This is a genomic window from Bacillus sp. SRL543 (assembly GCF_984799205.1).
The window spans coordinates 3,403,073-3,419,663 of record NZ_OZ481794.1 but is presented as its reverse complement, the minus strand read 5'-3'; the positions used below and the strand labels follow the sequence as shown (position 1 = coordinate 3,419,663).

17 protein-coding genes and 1 tRNA gene are annotated in these 16,591 nt (G+C 46.6%); 13 read left to right on the top strand and 5 right to left on the bottom strand.

Going from position 1 to position 16,591, the window contains the following annotated elements; all coding sequences use genetic code 11:
- Positions 1-121: 121 nt before the first annotated feature.
- The 8 genes from AC4E8B_RS17550 to AC4E8B_RS17515 all read left to right on the top strand — a co-directional run bounded on the left by AC4E8B_RS17550 (position 122) and on the right by AC4E8B_RS17515 (position 9,929).
- Positions 122-1,657 carry a rhomboid family intramembrane serine protease gene (locus tag AC4E8B_RS17550; protein WP_490214609.1) on the top strand — a complete coding sequence of 512 codons (1,536 nt, stop codon included), beginning with the start codon at positions 122-124 and terminating at the stop codon, positions 1,655-1,657.
- 150 nt (positions 1,658-1,807) lie between these two features.
- Entirely contained in the window at positions 1,808-3,265 is a 1,458-nt protein-coding gene (locus AC4E8B_RS17545) for a spore germination protein (protein ID WP_490214608.1), read from the top strand.
- A 233-nt stretch (positions 3,266-3,498) separates the two neighbouring features.
- Complete coding sequence (locus tag AC4E8B_RS17540; RefSeq protein ID WP_490214607.1) at positions 3,499-3,702, top strand: YqgQ family protein; 204 nt, start codon at positions 3,499-3,501, stop codon at positions 3,700-3,702.
- A gap of 18 nt (positions 3,703-3,720) precedes the next feature.
- Complete coding sequence (locus tag AC4E8B_RS17535) at positions 3,721-4,686, top strand: ROK family glucokinase (protein ID WP_490214606.1); 966 nt, start codon at positions 3,721-3,723, stop codon at positions 4,684-4,686.
- 368 nt (positions 4,687-5,054) lie between these two features.
- Positions 5,055-6,932, top strand: a complete 1,878-nt coding sequence (locus tag AC4E8B_RS17530; RefSeq protein ID WP_490214605.1) for an LTA synthase family protein — start codon at positions 5,055-5,057, stop codon at positions 6,930-6,932.
- Between the two features lie 110 nt (positions 6,933-7,042).
- A complete protein-coding gene (locus AC4E8B_RS17525; protein WP_490214604.1) occupies positions 7,043-8,230 on the top strand; it encodes a M14 family metallopeptidase in 1,188 nt (395 codons plus the stop codon).
- 124 nt (positions 8,231-8,354) lie between these two features.
- Positions 8,355-9,521, top strand: coding sequence for a YqgU-like beta propeller domain-containing protein (locus tag AC4E8B_RS17520; RefSeq protein WP_490214603.1), 1,167 nt, complete (start codon positions 8,355-8,357; stop codon positions 9,519-9,521).
- An 87-nt stretch (positions 9,522-9,608) separates the two neighbouring features.
- A complete protein-coding gene (locus tag AC4E8B_RS17515; RefSeq protein WP_490214602.1) occupies positions 9,609-9,929 on the top strand; it encodes an MTH1187 family thiamine-binding protein in 321 nt (106 codons plus the stop codon).
- An 85-nt stretch (positions 9,930-10,014) separates the two neighbouring features.
- On the opposite strand, the gene AC4E8B_RS17510 is transcribed toward AC4E8B_RS17515, so the two are convergent.
- Positions 10,015-10,188, bottom strand: coding sequence for a DUF2759 domain-containing protein (locus tag AC4E8B_RS17510; RefSeq protein WP_490214601.1), 174 nt, complete (start codon positions 10,186-10,188; stop codon positions 10,015-10,017).
- A gap of 83 nt (positions 10,189-10,271) precedes the next feature.
- Positions 10,272-10,760, bottom strand: a complete 489-nt coding sequence (locus tag AC4E8B_RS17505) for a hypothetical protein (RefSeq protein WP_490214600.1) — start codon at positions 10,758-10,760, stop codon at positions 10,272-10,274.
- A gap of 108 nt (positions 10,761-10,868) precedes the next feature.
- On the opposite strand from AC4E8B_RS17505, the gene AC4E8B_RS17500 reads away from it, so the two are divergent.
- Both AC4E8B_RS17500 and AC4E8B_RS17495 read left to right on the top strand, forming a co-directional pair.
- Positions 10,869-11,501, top strand: coding sequence for an MBL fold metallo-hydrolase (locus AC4E8B_RS17500; RefSeq protein ID WP_490214599.1), 633 nt, complete (start codon positions 10,869-10,871; stop codon positions 11,499-11,501).
- 23 nt (positions 11,502-11,524) lie between these two features.
- A complete protein-coding gene (locus AC4E8B_RS17495) occupies positions 11,525-12,592 on the top strand; it encodes a class I SAM-dependent methyltransferase (protein ID WP_490214598.1) in 1,068 nt (355 codons plus the stop codon).
- A 41-nt stretch (positions 12,593-12,633) separates the two neighbouring features.
- Here AC4E8B_RS17495 and AC4E8B_RS17490 read toward each other — a convergent pair whose 3' ends face one another.
- Together AC4E8B_RS17490 and AC4E8B_RS17485 are read right to left on the bottom strand one after the other, a co-directional pair.
- Positions 12,634-12,879 carry a DUF2626 domain-containing protein gene (locus AC4E8B_RS17490; RefSeq protein WP_009794909.1) on the bottom strand — a complete coding sequence of 82 codons (246 nt, stop codon included), beginning with the start codon at positions 12,877-12,879 and terminating at the stop codon, positions 12,634-12,636.
- Positions 12,880-12,963: 84 nt separating this feature from the next.
- Positions 12,964-13,665, bottom strand: coding sequence for a helix-turn-helix transcriptional regulator (locus AC4E8B_RS17485; RefSeq protein ID WP_490214597.1), 702 nt, complete (start codon positions 13,663-13,665; stop codon positions 12,964-12,966).
- A gap of 205 nt (positions 13,666-13,870) precedes the next feature.
- Between AC4E8B_RS17485 and AC4E8B_RS17480 the strand changes: the two genes are divergently transcribed.
- A complete protein-coding gene (locus AC4E8B_RS17480) occupies positions 13,871-14,251 on the top strand; it encodes a Spx/MgsR family RNA polymerase-binding regulatory protein (RefSeq protein WP_490214596.1) in 381 nt (126 codons plus the stop codon).
- 55 nt (positions 14,252-14,306) lie between these two features.
- Here AC4E8B_RS17480 and AC4E8B_RS17475 read toward each other — a convergent pair.
- Positions 14,307-14,378 (bottom strand) — tRNA-Gln (locus AC4E8B_RS17475).
- A 126-nt stretch (positions 14,379-14,504) separates the two neighbouring features.
- Between AC4E8B_RS17475 and comGA the strand changes: the two genes are divergently transcribed.
- Together comGA and comGB are read left to right on the top strand one after the other, a co-directional pair.
- Positions 14,505-15,572, top strand: coding sequence for a competence type IV pilus ATPase ComGA (comGA, locus tag AC4E8B_RS17470; protein WP_490214595.1), 1,068 nt, complete (start codon positions 14,505-14,507; stop codon positions 15,570-15,572).
- Complete coding sequence (gene comGB, locus AC4E8B_RS17465) at positions 15,559-16,590, top strand: competence type IV pilus assembly protein ComGB (RefSeq protein ID WP_490214594.1); 1,032 nt, start codon at positions 15,559-15,561, stop codon at positions 16,588-16,590. Before comGA ends, comGB begins: the two co-directional genes overlap by 14 nt.
- Position 16,591 lies beyond the last annotated feature (1 nt).

Sequence of the window (16,591 nt, the reverse complement as noted above, 5' to 3'; positions counted from 1 at the left end):
AAATGTATAACTGCTGAACGTTCAGGAGCCGGTGCTAGACAAAAGGAGAGGGCATTGCCTATAGTGTAAGAGGAGAAATGCGCCGGAGTTGCCAAAGAAAGTAGGGGAAGCATTGGTTTACATGGAAGATTATTTATTTTGGAGGCTGGCCTATTTTTTGATAGCCGAAGAAGATTACAGGCTTGTGCAGATGTCGAAGAACCAGAACGAAATCTGGCTCGAAAAACTGGAGAGCAGGGACACACAGGTCGTCAGGCTGCTGCGCAGAAATCTGGATTGGGGAAATTCCCTCCAGCGAGATATTGACCTCACAGCAGCAAATGGAGAAAACATAAGGAAGCAAGTCAGAAAAAGAGAGCTGACGATCCTCAATATATATGTAACAGCCTACCCGCCGGTTGATGATTATACATTCAGGCTGGATACGCCCTCCGGGAAAGGGGGCAGAACGAAGGTGGCCAATATCCTGATTGACCGGGCAGGCTATGAAGATGGGCTGAAGGAAGCAGGGGATCTCCTCAAGACTTCCATTTCATTTGACTTGAAGCAGGAATATGAAGAAGCCGAAATAGAAAACGTAAAGCGTGCTGCCCTGGGGAATGCAGCTGATAAAGTGAAAGCGGATAAGGCTGTTTTTAATCAGGGCAGGCCGATTTTCACCTACCTTTTTATTTTCATCCAGGTGGCCATGTTCTTTTTGCTGGAAGCTAATGGAGGAAGCCAGAAAACCTCTGTGCTGATTCAATATGGGGCAAAATACAATCCTCTCATATTAGAAGGGGAATGGTGGCGTTTCTTTACACCGGTTGTCCTTCATATCGGGCTGCTGCATCTTGTCATGAATACACTGGCCCTTTATTATCTGGGGACGGCTGTAGAAAGGATTTATGGAAGCACCCGGTTCCTGTTCATTTATATTCTGGCCGGTTTCACGGGCGCCCTTGCCAGCTTCCTGTTCAACTCAAGTGTTTCTGCAGGTGCAAGCGGAGCCATTTTTGGCTGCTTCGGGGCACTTCTTTATTTCGGCCTGATTCAGCCCAAGCTCTTCTTCAGGACCATGGGGCTGAACATCCTGATTGTACTCGGCATCAATCTGCTTTTTGGTTTTTCTGTACCTGGCATTGATAATGCCGGTCATCTTGGCGGCCTTGCAGGAGGCTTCCTTGCAGCCGGTATGGTCCATTTGCCAAAAAAAAGAAAATTCGGGATACAGCTCCTTTTCCTTGTTCTGGCGTCTGCCGTCATTTATACCGGGCTTTCCTACGGCTACAGTCCTGACCGTGAGCTTGATGAGGAATCTGTTTTCGTAATGGCGCAGGAATATACCAAAAATAGGGAATATGACAAGGCGTACAGCTTAGTAAGTGAAAGGGTGGAAAGCTCTGAAAGTTCTTCTGCTGAAATGCGGCTCCTTCTGTCTTATCTGGAGCTGGAGAGGGGAGAAGCAGTGAAGGCGAAGAACAGGCTCGAGGAGCTTGTTAATGAGCATCCTGATCTGGATGGGGCGTATTACTATCTCGCCGTTATATCTTATAATGAGCAGGACACAGCAAAGGCAAAAGAGTATGCCGAAAAAGCAATTCAACTGAATCCGGCCCAAGAAGACTATAAACACCTGCTGGATGAAATCAGCAGGACCGAGGCACAGCTTGAATAGAGCTGTGCCTTTTTTCTGGATCCAGCTTTGATGATTTCATCCTGAAAGCAGGCTGGATATTTTCCTGGCATGGTATGTTTTTTCCATCCGTTGTCTATGATGAGACTATCGTTTGGAATAATACGTGTATATTGTCAGGATGTGTAGAGTATGGAAGAAAATAAAAAGCGTGTCAGCCCTGTTCTAAAGGAGAATACCGCCTACCTGAAAGAAGCGCTTGGGGTTGATAAAAGCTTTGATGTGATTCAGCTGGATGTGGAATATGCAGAAAGGGAAATGGCGCTGTATCTGGTCGATGGATTTGTAAAAGATGATATCCTTCACTATCTGATGAAACTGCTGTCAAGCCTTGATAAAGAGCAGCTGGAAGGGGACACCCTGACAAAGCTGGTCAAAACCTATATCCCGTATGTTGAGGTAGAGACTCTGGATGACCTTGACAAGGTTGTCGATGCTGTACTGGCGGGCCCTACAGCTTTGTTTGCCGATGGAGTGGACAAAGCCATCCTCATCGATGCACGCACCTATCCGGTCAGGGGGCCGGAGGAGCCTGACACGGAAAGAGTGGTCAGGGGATCGCGTGATGGATTCGTTGAAACGCTGGTGTTTAATACTGCCCTGACACGGAGGCGGATCAGGGACCGTACGCTGCGCATGGAATATATGCAGGTAGGGAGAAGGTCAAAGACTGATATTGTGGTCAGCTATATCGAGGACATCGCTGATCCGGATACGGTGAAGAAAATAAAGGAAGCTTTATCAAAGATTGATACAGACGGCCTGCCGATGGCGGAAAAAACGGTTGAGGAATTCATTTCGGGCAGGCACTGGAACCCTTTTCCAATGGTCAGGTATACGGAGCGCCCCGACACAGCGGCGACTCATCTGTTCGAAGGCCATGTGTGCATCATGATTGATGGCTCGCCTAGTGTGATGATAACCCCAACCACATACTGGCACCATCTTCAGCACGCAGAAGAATACCGGAACAAGCCGATGGTTGGGGCGTATTTGCGTTTTGTACGATTGCTGGCTGTCTGGGCATCGATCTTCCTGCTGCCTTTTTATTATCTGCTGGCGATTAAGCCTGAATTGCTGCCTGAAAGTCTTGCTTATATAGGGCCGAATGAAATGGGGGAGCTGCCTCTTATCATTCAGTTCTTGATCATTGAGCTTGGGCTCGATATGCTCCGGATGGCTGCCATACATACGCCTTCCGCTCTTGCGACAGCCTTGGGGCTAGTTGCGGCGCTGATGATCGGGCAGGTGGCAGTAGAGGTAGGGTTGTTTATCAATGAGGTTGTTTTGTACCTCGCCATTGCGGCGATCGGCACTTTTTCAACCCCAAGCTATGAAATGAGCCTTGCCAACAGACTTGTAAGGATTTTCCTGCTGCTGGCTACGGCGGCATTCCATGAATATGGCTTCATCATTGCGGTAACATTCCTGATCTTCATGCTTGCAAGGATTAATTCATTTGGAGTTCCATATTTATGGCCATTTCTTCCGTTTAATCTCCGGGCATTCAGGGATGTTCTGCTCAGATCGCCGATCCCCCTGAAAAACAGGCGGCCCCGGTTTCTTCATCCCAAAGATCCGGACCGGTGAAGCCTATATGGATATACTGGAAAAGCCCCTCTCTATTTGAGGGGCTTTTTGCTGTGAAGGATATAGGTTTCAGGCCAATATCGGGTCCTTTATCTGCTTATCCATAAACTAAGGAGCGCGGTTTAGCTTCAAGCTGCGGATTTCCATTGAGATGGCCATGTTTTTCGATTATACTTTTAGTGATGTAACCGCTGCAAAAATATGAAAGCAAACCAATAGTAAGAGGGTTGAGAATGAAAAGCATTTATGATGTACAGCAATTTTTAAAAAAGTATGGGACCTTCATTTATATTGGCGACAGGTCGGCTGACCTTGAGCTGATGGAAGAGGAGCTGATGGAGCTCCGGCAGTCCCAGCTGATTGACCCAAAGGATTTTCAGACTGCCATTTTGCTCGTCAGGCATGAAAGGCAGCTGCTCCATAAAAACAATCAATAGAAGGAAAAGGTGAAAATAATGGCTGAAAAATGGCTGATCGGAGTGGATTTGGGAGGAACGACAACCAAATTGGCTTTTTTGAATTTTTACGGAGAAATTATTCACAAATGGGAGATACCTACTGATAATTCTAATTTCGGTAAGAATATTACCATTAATATTGCCAAAGCGATTGATCAAAAGCTTGAAGAACTGGATCACAGCAAAGAAAATGTCGCAGGCATCGGCATGGGGGCGCCTGGCCCGGTAGATCTTGCTTCAGGCGTAGTTTATAACACTGTAAATCTTGGCTGGAAAGATGATTATCCTTTAAAGGATCTGCTTGAAGTGGAAACCTCCTTGCCGGTCATCATAGACAATGACGCCAATTGTGCTGCATTGGGTGAAATGTGGAAGGGAGCCGGGGACGGCGCAAAAGACCTTGTGTGCGCCACCCTTGGAACAGGTGTCGGCGGAGGGGTGATCGCCAATGGAGACATAGTCCAGGGAACAAGCGGGGCGGCAGGGGAAATCGGGCATATTGCCGCCATTCCTGAAGGAGGGGCTCCTTGCAATTGCGGCAAAACAGGCTGCCTGGAAACAATTGCTTCAGCTACTGGTATTGTAAGGATTGCGCTTGAGAAGCTGGAAAAGGCACAAGATGGGGGCATGCTGCACGAATTGTACAAGAATAATGGAGCCCTATCCGCTAAAGATGTCTTTGATGCAGCAAGGCAGGGAGATTACATAGCCGGGAAGGTTATTGAAGAAGTGTCCTTCCATCTGGGGCTTGTGCTGGCCAATATTGCCAATACACTGAATCCGGAGAAAATTGTGCTCGGAGGCGGTGTTTCCAAAGCCGGAAGCATACTTCTTGACCCGGTCAAAACCCACTTTGCCCGGTTTGCTTTTCCGAGGGTAGCCCAGTCCACATCAATCGATATTGCCACTCTTGGCAATGATGCCGGAGTCATCGGGGCTGCCTGGCTTATCAAAAATAAATGACCAGATTAGCCTTCTGCCTGTGCAGAAGGTTTTTTTGTTGATGAAAACAGAGCATTCAGGAAGATTTTCTGCGATTTAAGGAAAGGGAAAAGGGAGAACCTAAAATTGAATCAAAAAGTCCCCTTTTGGGAGGGAGACAGTCATCGGACTAAAGAAGCATTTTTAACAGAACAGGACAAACCGGAAACCTTTCATTGTTTGAAACGTCTAATAAGATGGGTAAGAAGGGATCAGCCAATATTACATTGTACATTCGGAATGTTAAATGCAAATTGATTTTTTATTGAGAAAGTATTAAGATATTCTTATTGTTTCCAAATTTTAACAAAAACTTGTCCGTCATCCGGCAATGCAGGGAGGTTTGTTTTTTGGAGAAAAAAAGATGGCCTGCTCTCCACCTGATTGGCTTAGCAGCAGCAATCCTTTGGCTTAAAACTTATATCGCCTATAAAACTAGCTTCGATATAAAAATTGAAAACTGGAAACAGGAATTGATCCTGCTGATCAATCCCCTGAGCTTTTTGATGCTTGTTTTGGGAATGGGACTTTTTATGAAGAAGAGAAACCAAGTCAGGTACGTTCTGATCTCAAGCTTCATTATATCAGCGGTCCTTTTTGCAAATGTGGTGTTTTACCGGTTTTTCAATGATTTCCTGACCGTTCCGGTTTTGTTCCAAACGAGTAATATGAGCGATCTCGGAAGCAGCGTGAGCGAGCTGATCAATTTATCTGATCTGCTTTATTTTGCAGACTTCATTTTTTTGGCCGGTATCATGATCTTTAAGCCGCAGATCCTGACGTTCCATGAGTATTCCAAAAAGAACCGGAGGGCCTTTTTCCTGGCCAGCATCGCCATTGCCTTTTTCAACCTGGGGCTGGCGGAAACAGAACGCCCACAGCTGCTGACACGGACTTTTGACAGAGAAATGCTGGTCAAGAATATCGGCACCTATAATTATCATATTTATGATGTGTTCCTGCAGTCGAAATCGTCGGCGCAGCGGGCATTGGCTGATGGGAGCGAGCTGGCCGATATAGGAAATTACGCACGCGCCAGCTATGTCCCCCCGGATGAAGATATGTTCGGGATCGCCAAAGGGAAGAATGTCATTCTCATCTCAATGGAATCTACACAGAATTTTGTCATAAATGAAAAAGTCAACGGGCAGGAAATCACACCTTTTCTAAATGACTTTATCAAAGAAAGCTACTATTTCAATAATTTTTACCATCAGACCGCTCAAGGGAAGACCTCAGACTCTGAATTCCTAGTGGATAATTCACTTTACCCGCCCAGCAGAGGTGCAGTATTTTTCACCCATTCCGGGAACAAGTTTGCAGCCACGCCTGAGATCCTGAACCAGAACGGATATTATACGGCGTCACTTCATGCCAACAATAAAAGCTTCTGGAACAGGGATATTATGTATGACTCTTTTGGCTACCAGCGGTTCTACTCTCTTCCGGATTATGAAGTGACGGAAACCAATTCAGTCGGCTGGGGGATGAAAGATATCGATTTCTTCGAACAGTCGATCCAGCATTTAAAGGAAATGCCGAAACCGTTTTATGCAAAATTCATCACACTGACCAACCACTTCCCTTTCGAGCTTGGGGAAGAAGATCAATTCATTGAACCTTATACGTCCGGAAACAAGACAGTTGATAACTATTTCCCTACTGTCCGCTACACTGACGAGGCAATTAAAGATTTTATCCAAAAGCTTAAAGACGAGGGCTTATATGAAAATTCCATCATCATCCTTTACGGTGACCATTACGGCATCTCAGAGAACCATAATAAAGCAATGGGAGAATTCCTCGGCACAGAAGTCACTCCTTTTGTAAGCACCCAGCTGCAGAGGGTCCCGCTCATCATACACATTCCAGGCCATGAGGGAAAAACGGTCCCGGAAGTTTCCGGGCAGATCGATTTGAAGCCGACCATTCTGCATCTCCTTGGCATTGATACAAAGAATGACATCGAGTTCGGGGCAGATCTGTTTGCAAAGGACCGCCGGGAGTTCACAGTACTGAGGGATGGCAGCTTCATTACAAATAACTACATTTATACACGTGACACATGCTACAGCAAGGAAACCTCTGAACCGGCGGATGCTGAAGCCTGTGAGCCATATATAGAAAAAGCAAAAAGTGAACTTGAATATTCCGACAAAATTATATACGGCGACCTCCTGAGGTTTTATGAGGATTCTCCGTATATCAAACAAAAGAACAAAAATTGAATTACACGGGAATAAGGGGCTGCAGGATAAAATGCAGCCCCTTCCTTTATAGGCCGTAATGATTGGCTTCTTTCTGTCATACATATGAGAGGATGGAAAGGGGGATCTTCATGAAAGCAGCAGTCCGATCAGGCGATTCGCTTTGGTATTACAGCAGGCTTTTCAGGGTGCCTGCAGGCCTTTTGGCTGATTCCAACCCTGGTGTAGATCCAGCAAGGCTGCAAATTGGCCAGGAAATAGCGATTCCCGGCTTTACTGCACAATCCTATACAATCCGCGAAAATGATACTTTTTGGAAAATCAGCGCGTCCCTCGGCATTTCAGTGGATGCACTGCTTCTTTTGAACCAGGATGTAAACCCGAACAGGCTCCAGCCCGGAGAGGAAATCCTGATTCCTGCCAGGGCAGTTTCCCCCGTTGTGAACGGGCGGATAAAATATACATTCGATCAGATGGAAGCAGATATCAGGGAGCTTGCAGATATTTTTCCCTTCATAAAGGTCGGATCAGCCGGGGAGAGCGTCCTTGGGAAGCCCCTCTATGAAATCAGGCTTGGCAATGGCAGCAAGAAGGTGAACCTGAATGCCTCATTCCATGCCAATGAATGGATCACAACATCTGTATTGATGCTCCAGTTGAACACACTCCTGCTTTCTCTTACCAACAGCACTCCCATAAGGGGAATGACAACGCTTCCTTTGTATAATTCAGTCGATCTGTCCATTGTACCAATGGTAAACCCGGATGGGGTGAACCTTGTCCTGGAAGGCCCTCCTGAAGGGATGGAAGCTGAACTGGCAGAAATCAACCGGGGCAGCACAGATTTTACTGGCTGGAAAGCCAATATACGGGGAGTGGACCTGAATAATCAATTCCCGGCAAAGTGGGAGGTTGAAAAAGAGCGGAAGGAAGAGAAGGCTCCTGCACCAAGGGATTTTCCGGGAACCGCACCTCTGACAGAACCAGAGGCTCAAGCGATGTGGTCACTCGCGCAGGAGCGGGACTTTGGCAGGATGCTTGCCTACCATACCCAGGGCGAGGAGTTTTATTGGGGATACGAGGGCTTGGAGCCGCCTGAATCTGAAGTCCTGGCCAGCGAGTTTTCAAGGGTGAGCGGCTATGAAGCCATCCAGTATGTAGACAGTTTTGCCGGATACAAGGACTGGTTTATAAAAGAATTCCAGAGGCCGGGCTTTACGATTGAACTGGGCAAAGGCATAAATCCGCTTCCTTTATCACAGCTTGATGAAATTTATGAAGAAACGCTCGGCATCTTTCTTGCTTCCATATATATGTAATTCATATATTCGCTGATTATCAGTTTTAAATTTTTTGTTATTAAAATATAATATATTTGTAACCTAAAAGAAAAATTTGCTTAGAAACCATTTAAGGCCGCAGAAGGGAAAAAGGATGTGTGGAATGAAACATGAAGACTCTCACCAATTTTTTAAGCTTTTAGGCCCATTCCTGTATGTATTCGCTTTATCCACACTCATCCTTTTCGGGTGCAGCCCCGAATCCTCGAGCCGGGATGGCGGAGAAAATGGGAAAGATCAATCTGCGCCCCAAACAGCCGGCAAGGGGCAGGGAAACCAGGAAGACAAATTCAAGGTGAAGCCTGTAACCGTCGAAGAAGGGGAAATCCAATCCATCAATGGATGGATTGGAAAGCATACTCTGGCCTTTACTGTCGCGGGACAGGAAGGAACACAAGTGATATCACATAATATAAAATCAGGGAAGCAGAACACGATTTATGAGAGTGAAGACCCGATTGCTGCTGTAACAATCAGCCCATCAGGGAAATATCTTCTCATCCAATCGCCGCAGTCCGGCGCTGAAAGCATCATAACCATCATTGATCATGAAGGAGCCCAATTAGCAGAAGAAACGATGGAGCTGTATGAGCTTGCAGTTGAATGGAATGCTTTTGACGAGAACAGCCTCCTGCTTTCAGTGTTCAATGAGGATTGGGAGTTCCAAGTGTACCGCCTTCGGATCAGCGAGAAGAAACTCGAAAAAGTCGGGCTGCCTGAGCCTTTTGCACAATGGATCTCCAAGGACGATCTGTTTTTCCTGGATTGGAGTGAGAAAAGCCCTTCGCTGTTTGCTCCTATGAAAAGAATGGGTCTGCAGGAGGGAGAGGCCCGAACAGTCCTTAAAGATCTGATTAAAGCAGAAGCCCTGCCTGAAGGCATTGTGGCTCTTGCTGTCGATCCCGAGCAGGAAGGGATGGCTGAGTATACGTTCTATGACAGAAGCTTCCAGCTTGTATCTTCTTTTTCAATGCCGCATTTGACAAGATATTCAGACTGGCTGGTCCCTTATTATGCATATGATCAATCCGCCGGTAATTTTTATACCTTTGAACCGCTTTACAGTGCAGAAGCGGACGCCTACACTGAAGGTTTCAGCCTTATCAGCTACAATCCGGTCAAAGAGACCAAAGAAATATTATTCGAGGGGATGGAGAACGTGCCTTTGGGCTGCTCCCCTGAGGGCAGCTGGTGTTTGTACGGGTTCTATTTTGAGAAGCTGCTGAATATGACCGATAAAACAACGTTTGATCTTATGAAAAAAGAATAGGTTTCACTTTTGTTTTATAGAGGAAAAGTCTACAATACAATTGAAACCCATTATGGGCTTTAGAATATGATTGAAAGAGTGGTTTAAGTGGCTATTGCAGATGTAACGATTATCCCGATCGGATCAGATTCGCCAAGTGTCAGTGCATACGTGGCAGATATCCAAAAAGTGCTGAAGAAATATGAAAGCGAAGGGCTGATCAGATTTCAGCTTACGCCTATGAGCACGCTAATCGAAGGTGAACTGCCGGATTTATTCAAGGTTATCGAAGCGATGCATGAAGTGCCGTTTGAAAAAGGGCTTGTACGCGCGGCAACCAATATCCGTATAGATGACAGGCGCGATGTTGCAAGGAAGATGGAAGACAAGGTGGCAAGGGTGCAAAGCCGCCTGGAGGAATTGGAATAACAGAAAAACAGGGCTGCCTGAAGCAGCCCTGTTTTTCTGTGAAATGAAAAAAGCCTGCTGCAGGGCAGAAGCTTTTTTCAATGCATTAGTGTACCGCCGGAAAACCGTGGTGAATAAGAGTCATAACTGCAAACCAGCCAAAAACGGCAAAAGAGCCTCCCCCAAATACAATTCCCAGGAGATTCTTGTTTCTAAGTGCAGAAAAAGTGCCGTATGCTGCCATCAGAGAAACTAAAGCAAAGATAATGACCAAGCCCATGTTGAAAAGCCCCCTTTATCGGATGATCAGATTATTAAAATCTGTATGTAAGTAATGGTTTACATTCGTTATTATTATATATTTTATCTACCCGATTTGTCGAGGTCTAAAAATGACACTTCTATGTCGTATGCCCGTGCAATGCCAGAAGCCAGCTCCTTCAGGTGCGCCTCGATAAAATAGATGCGCCCGTTCGGATGTGCGGCCGATGAAGCCAAATGCTCTTCAAATTGGATCAGGGCCATCTTCCTTTGGAGAGGCTCCCCGGCGGTAATGGCAAATGGAAGAACAAGTTCCTTCCAAAGATAATGTTCCCCATTTTCAGAAAAAATTCCGCAGTCATTGAAATGTTCCCCCGGAATGGCATCTGCAAGACTTATGAGGAGATGCTCGTCTTCGAGCAGGTGTCCTTCTTTCAGCAATAAAGCTGCTGTTTCCCTATCTTGTACTGATTCATACAGATATAAGGTGCCTGCTTTATCCTTCAGGCTGGTTTCATTTCTGAGCAGCAGATCAAACTCCGGCAATTCCTCTATAAGGCTTGAAGCTTCCGCAGCATAAACAATTTTCATTGTCCGTCCCCCTGTTTATATTTTTCCGAAGTATGCAATCAGCTTTAGGTGGTCCTGGTAATAGTGTAAAATATACATAAATAAATGTTCAACTGGAGGCTTTTAATAATGGAGTGGAAACAGATACCTTTAGGACCGATTCAGACAAACAGCTATGTTCTATCGATGAAGGATGGAACCTGCCTGATCATTGATCCGGGCGGAGAGGCGGCAAAACTGGCAGGGTTTATTAAGGGCAATAAGCTGAAGCCGCTTGCTGTGCTGCTGACACATGCCCATTTTGACCATATTGGGGCATTGGATGAAATCAGGGATGAATTCGGCTGTCCTGCTTATCTTCATAAAAAGGAATCTTCATGGCTCCGTGACCCTTCCCTGAACGGTTCACAGTTTTTCAGGATGGGAAAGGTGACTGCAAGGCCTGCGGAGAATCTCCTTGCAGGAGATCAGGAAATGAAAATAGGCGCGTTTTCGTTCCGGATTCTTGAGACGCCCGGCCATTCGCCTGGAAGTGTTTCTTTCTACTTTCCCGAAGCCCGCCTGGCAGCTTCAGGTGATGCTTTGTTCAGCGGAAGCATAGGAAGGACAGACCTTCCCGGAGGAAACCAGGAAAAGCTGCTGAAAAGCATCCACGACAAGCTTCTGGTGCTGCCGGAGGATACCCTGGTCCTGTCCGGGCATGGGCCTGCCACTTACATTGGACAGGAAATGGACTCCAATCCATTCCTTAATGGATTCTGATTATTAAAAGGCGGGGATAAAGGATGCTGGAACTTTTGACACAAATCATCAGCAGCAGCCCATCAAGAAGGATAACAGCTGAGCAGTTTATGGATATCTCTCTATATGATAAAAACAAAGGCTATTATATGGTCCCAGGACCGAAGATCGGCCGCAATGGGGATTTTATAACTTCAGCAAATATATCGGATATCTATGGAAGGGCAATTGCCAAATGGTATCTCCGCCAAACACAGAAGCAGGGGCTCCCTTCCTGTGTTTGTGAGATCGGGGCAGGTGACGGCCGGTTTGCTTCAGCATTCATTGACGAGTGGACTAAACTGTCAGGGGAGCCTGTCACGTATTTTATCAAGGAAGAAAGCCCATATCATAAAGGCCTGCAGTCCTCTCTTTTAGGCGCCCGCGTGGTGCAGATCGATTCCCTTGAGGAGCTCATGCCTTTTTGCGGTTTGATTTTTTCCAATGAATTGTTCGATGCCCTGCCGGTCAGAGTGGTAGAAAAACAGCAGGGGAGCCTGGTGGAAATCATGGTCGCGATGGAGAGCGGGGAGCTCAAGGAAGAGCCTGTTCCTCTGGAGGACCCCGCGGTTATGGCCTATTTAAGGGACAATGGCCTTAAGCTAAAAGAGAAACAGCGCATGGAAATCCCCCTAAGGATGACCGGAATGATTTCTTCCATTTCTGCCATGCTTCAGAGGGGGATTGTATTGACTGTAGATTATGGATATACAGATGAAGAATTGATGGAGCCTGCCAGGAAAAGAGGAAGCTTGAGAGGCTATTCAAATCACAGGCTGATCCATGATTTCTTAAGCTGCCCCGGCAAAATGGACATAACCAGCCATGTTCATTTCGACTCGTTCATACGGGAGGGGGCGAAGCAGGGGTTGAAACTTGAAGGGAAATACAGGCAGGATGAATTCCTTCTTGCATGCGGAATCCTGGAGGACCTCCAAAATCATTTTGATCACAATCCCTTTTCTGCAGCCAGCAGGCGGAACAGGGCGATCAGGCAGCTGATCATGCCTTCCGGGATGAGCGCTGCCTTTCATAGCATCGTGCAGACGAAAGGGCTGGGGGCAGGAACATAAAAAAAAGCGATGGAAATCCATCGCTTTTTCTTTTGCGCAAATTAGTGCCCTCCGGCTCCTGGGGTCATCATAAAAGTTGACCAATATGTGAAGCCAACAAAGAAAACGGTTAAATAAGCGCCAAAAATATAAATATACATACGTTCGGAAAGCTTCAAATAGCTTAGAAGCAGGAAAAATCCTGTTTGGCCGAAGAAGATTAGAGACGTTGTGTACATGTCCCCCAAGAAGAACATGACAGCAAATATGCCCGTCCAGAATCCCAATACTCTGTACATGCGATCCATATGTATCCCTCCTTTAGAGCAAGCAGTTCAATCACTACCATATTATAAAGTAAATCTTATTAAAAAGTAAACAACTCTTTGCTGTTACTTTGTAACCGCTGCATAGTATGAGCAGGATTTGCAGTTATTCATCATATTCTCCGTTTCAGCCAGTCCGGCTGAAGGGAAAAGCCCGCCGAGCATCCCTTCCAGGTATGCGAAGTGCATTTCGCAGACAGTATCCGAATGTTTGGCTGCCACCTCTTTAAATGGGCAGTTATGAATCTGGAAATAAATTTTGCTTTTTTCCGCATTCATGCTGAACTCCGGGGAAAAGCCAGCCGCCAGCGCTGCGCCCTTCAGCATGAAGTATCTTTCATCAATAGAAAGGTCTTCCTCTTTTTTTTGCTGCCTGTTCAATTCTTGTACAAGAAGTTCCCTGCCAAATTTCCTGCCGGTCTCATTCAAAGCTTTTTTGCCTGCTTCTCCAAGATCCATCATCGCTTCAATGCTGATTCTTGCAAGCAGCTGGAAATCACGGAATGGGAAATTCATCTGGATCAATTCTTCGGAGAGCTTATAATGCCTGCTTGGCCTTCCACCTTTTCCCGTCTTCCCGGATTTGGAAACCAGTAAACCGGCATCTTCCAGTTTTGAAAGATGCAGCCTTGCAACATTTGCATGGATGCTGAAGTTTTCAGCAATCTCCTGGACAGTGACGTCGCTGTGCTTCTTCGTTATGAACTGATAAATATGATAGCGTGTTGGATCTGCCAGCACATTTGTCACTTTTAAAGTTTGATCCATATCATCACCTCCATCCCATTCAATTCCATTATAATACAGCTTCTGCAGAAACAGGGGAGGCAAAAATAAATGTTAGAAAAAAGTTCACAAAAAAGTCCAGAAAACAGGTGTAATTTCCTGTACAAAGGTTATACAAGTGGTGTACAATTCATTTAACAACAAACTAACTAACTAATCAACTTAATCAGAAAAGTGAGGGATATAAATGAATGAACTGACTTTCTTTACGTACCCTAGCTGTACATCATGCCGAAAGACCAAAAGCTGGCTCAAGGCAAACTCAGTCGACTTTTCAGAAAGGCATCTCTTCCGTGAAACCCCATCCAGCAAAGAGCTGCTCGAAATTCTGTCCCTGACAACAGAAGGCCTTGATGAAGTTCTGGCCACGCGCAGCAGCACCTTTAAAAATCTGAACATAGATGTGAACGAACTCTCCCTGTCAGAGGTAGTCAAAATGATCGTGGAAGAGCCGAAGCTGCTGAGGAGGCCTATTCTTACTGACGGAAAAAAGCTGGTTGTCGGCTATAATCCAGACGCATTAAAGGGGATTGCCAGCAGGAAGGAACCGCTGAAGCTGAGCAGCTAAAACAGAAAAAAGGGGGATCAGCCATACTGATCCCCCTTTTTTCTGCCGTCTGGAACTGGGCTAGCTGGATTCGAACCAACGCATGACGGAGTCAAAGTCCGTTGCCTTACCGCTTGGCTATAGCCCACTGCTGCTGTGTAATCATAGAATATGGAAAAACGGAAATTTTATGCGGAAAAATAAAAAAAACAGAAGGACATTTGCAGGAACTGTCGAAATAAGTATTATCCCAAAGAAAGGCGGTGTTATATGGTTGAGTAAAATTGAACGATTGGCCGACAGTATCGTATGTGATGCGGTCAGGAGGAATGCCTCGGATATCCACATCCTCCCGCGCAGGCATGATGCCCTGGTCCAGTTCAGGATCGCTGACAGGCTCTTATCGCGGCGGGTGCTGCCTACCGATGACTGCGAGAGGCTGATTGCCCATTTCAAATTCTCCGCTTCGATGGATATCGGCGACCGCAGAAGGCCGCAAAGCGGCGCGTATTCACTTGAGATTGATCAAAAGCTGATCAGCCTCCGATTGTCCACCCTTCCTTCATCCCATCATGAAAGCCTGGTCATCCGCATCCTTCCCCAGGAAGACACTATCCACATTTCAAAAATCTCCCTGTTCCCTGCTATGTCAAATAAGCTCCTGGCACTGCTGAAGCATGCCCATGGGCTTGTCCTGTTCACCGGGCCGACCGGCAGCGGAAAAACGACTACCCTTTATTCCCTCCTGCATGAAACTTCATCCTTATTCAAAAGAAATGTCATCACGCTTGAGGACCCAATCGAGAAGGACAGCGACCTCGTGCTTCAGGTGCAGGTTAATGAAAAAGCGGGAGTATCCTATGCTTCAGGGCTGAAGGCCATCTTGAGGCATGATCCGGACATCATTATGGTAGGCGAGATACGAGATGCGGAAACGGCTGAAATTGCCGTGAGGGCAGCGCTTACAGGCCATCTTGTGCTAAGCACGATGCATACCCGGGATGCCAGGGGTGCCATATACCGGCTCAGTGAGTTCGGGGTTGGATGGCAGGAAATTGAGCAGACCCTGATCGCTGTAACGGCGCAGCGGCTCGTCGAACTGTCCTGCCCGTACTGCAGCGGCAGCTGCCCGCCGCACTGCGGGGGTGCTGCTGCAGGAAAAAGGGCAAGTGTGTTTGAACTATTGACAGGCAAAGCCCTTTCTGCCGTCATGAAGGAGGCCAGGGGGGAAAGGAGCCCTTATCAGTATCCTACTCTGAGGAATGCCATTCTCAAAGGAATTGCGCTGGGTTATATCAAGGAGGCGGAAATGGATCGGTGGGTGTATAATGAGGACTCGTAAATGGACGCTGGATGAACAGGCCGGGTTCCTGAAGAGGACAGGTGAACTTCTGCAGAGAGGCTATCCGCTCAGCGAAGCAATCGAATCCCTGGCCTATCATCTGCCTGACGACAGAAAAGCCGCAATTTCAGAGAGTCTCAATGAACTGAAAGAGGGGCACCCTTTTTTCCGGATTCTCACAAACCTCAAGTTCAACCCCACTTTAATCGGCTATGTCTATTTTGCCGAGCAGCATGGCGGTCTTGCAGAAGCCTTTATAGACGGAAGCGCTGTTATGGAGAAACGAAGCCAGGATATCAGCAGCCTTAGAAAAATCCTCTATTATCCGCTGTTCCTCATGTCAGCCACATCTATTCTATTTTTCTTTGTCCAGCAGACTCTCCTCCCGAGGTTTACTTCGCTGTTTTCTTCCATGGATTTAGAAACCAATTTCTTTACCGAAGCGGTAATGCTGGCTGGTGCCGTATTTCCAATACTTGCTGTCCTTTTCCTTGCCATGTCCGCAGCCGCATTTTTGTATTATTTCCTTAGATTCAAACATCTTCCGCAGATCGACCAGAAACGGCATCTTGCTATGCTTCCTGCAGCCGGACCTCTGCTCCGGCTGTTTTACACCCAGTATTTCACGGCCCAGCTGGGCTATCTTCTAGAAGGCGGGCTCTCAGTCTCTGAGGCTCTCCTCTTATTTCAGCGAAATCCCCGGCAGCCTTTTTACAGCGAATTAGGAGAGTCGATAAAAATCAGGCTCAGAACAGGAGAGAAACTGGATGATATTTTGTCCGGCTTTGCTTTTTTTCAGGAAGATCTTTCACGGATCATCCGCCATGGCGAGAGAAACGGCAAGCTTGGGCAGGAACTGAGGTTTTACAGCATCCACTGCATGGAGGCTTTCGAGCGGAAGATCCATGCCGGCCTCAAAATCATCCAGCCAGTATTATTCTCCATCATCGGCGCACTTGTGATCTCCATGTACCTGGCCGTGATGCTGCCAATGTTTCATCTATTAAATGGATTATAAA

Excerpts from the sequence above, each read along its gene's own strand:
- AC4E8B_RS17550 (WP_490214609.1), top strand. The coding sequence starts at position 122 with ATGGAAGATTATTTATTTTGGAGGCTGGCCTATTTTTTGATAGCCGAA.
- AC4E8B_RS17545 (WP_490214608.1), top strand. The coding sequence starts at position 1,808 with ATGGAAGAAAATAAAAAGCGTGTCAGCCCTGTTCTAAAGGAGAATACC.
- AC4E8B_RS17540 (WP_490214607.1), top strand. The coding sequence starts at position 3,499 with ATGAAAAGCATTTATGATGTACAGCAATTTTTAAAAAAGTATGGGACC.
- AC4E8B_RS17535 (WP_490214606.1), top strand. The coding sequence starts at position 3,721 with ATGGCTGAAAAATGGCTGATCGGAGTGGATTTGGGAGGAACGACAACC.
- AC4E8B_RS17525 (WP_490214604.1), top strand. The coding sequence starts at position 7,043 with ATGAAAGCAGCAGTCCGATCAGGCGATTCGCTTTGGTATTACAGCAGG.
- AC4E8B_RS17520 (WP_490214603.1), top strand. The coding sequence starts at position 8,355 with ATGAAACATGAAGACTCTCACCAATTTTTTAAGCTTTTAGGCCCATTC.
- AC4E8B_RS17510 (WP_490214601.1), bottom strand. The coding sequence starts at position 10,188 with ATGGGCTTGGTCATTATCTTTGCTTTAGTTTCTCTGATGGCAGCATAC.
- AC4E8B_RS17505 (WP_490214600.1), bottom strand. The coding sequence starts at position 10,760 with ATGAAAATTGTTTATGCTGCGGAAGCTTCAAGCCTTATAGAGGAATTG.
- AC4E8B_RS17500 (WP_490214599.1), top strand. The coding sequence starts at position 10,869 with ATGGAGTGGAAACAGATACCTTTAGGACCGATTCAGACAAACAGCTAT.
- AC4E8B_RS17495 (WP_490214598.1), top strand. The coding sequence starts at position 11,525 with ATGCTGGAACTTTTGACACAAATCATCAGCAGCAGCCCATCAAGAAGG.
- AC4E8B_RS17490 (WP_009794909.1), bottom strand. The coding sequence starts at position 12,879 with ATGGATCGCATGTACAGAGTATTGGGATTCTGGACGGGCATATTTGCT.
- AC4E8B_RS17485 (WP_490214597.1), bottom strand. The coding sequence starts at position 13,665 with ATGGATCAAACTTTAAAAGTGACAAATGTGCTGGCAGATCCAACACGC.
- AC4E8B_RS17480 (WP_490214596.1), top strand. The coding sequence starts at position 13,871 with ATGAATGAACTGACTTTCTTTACGTACCCTAGCTGTACATCATGCCGA.
- comGB (WP_490214594.1), top strand. The coding sequence starts at position 15,559 with ATGAGGACTCGTAAATGGACGCTGGATGAACAGGCCGGGTTCCTGAAG.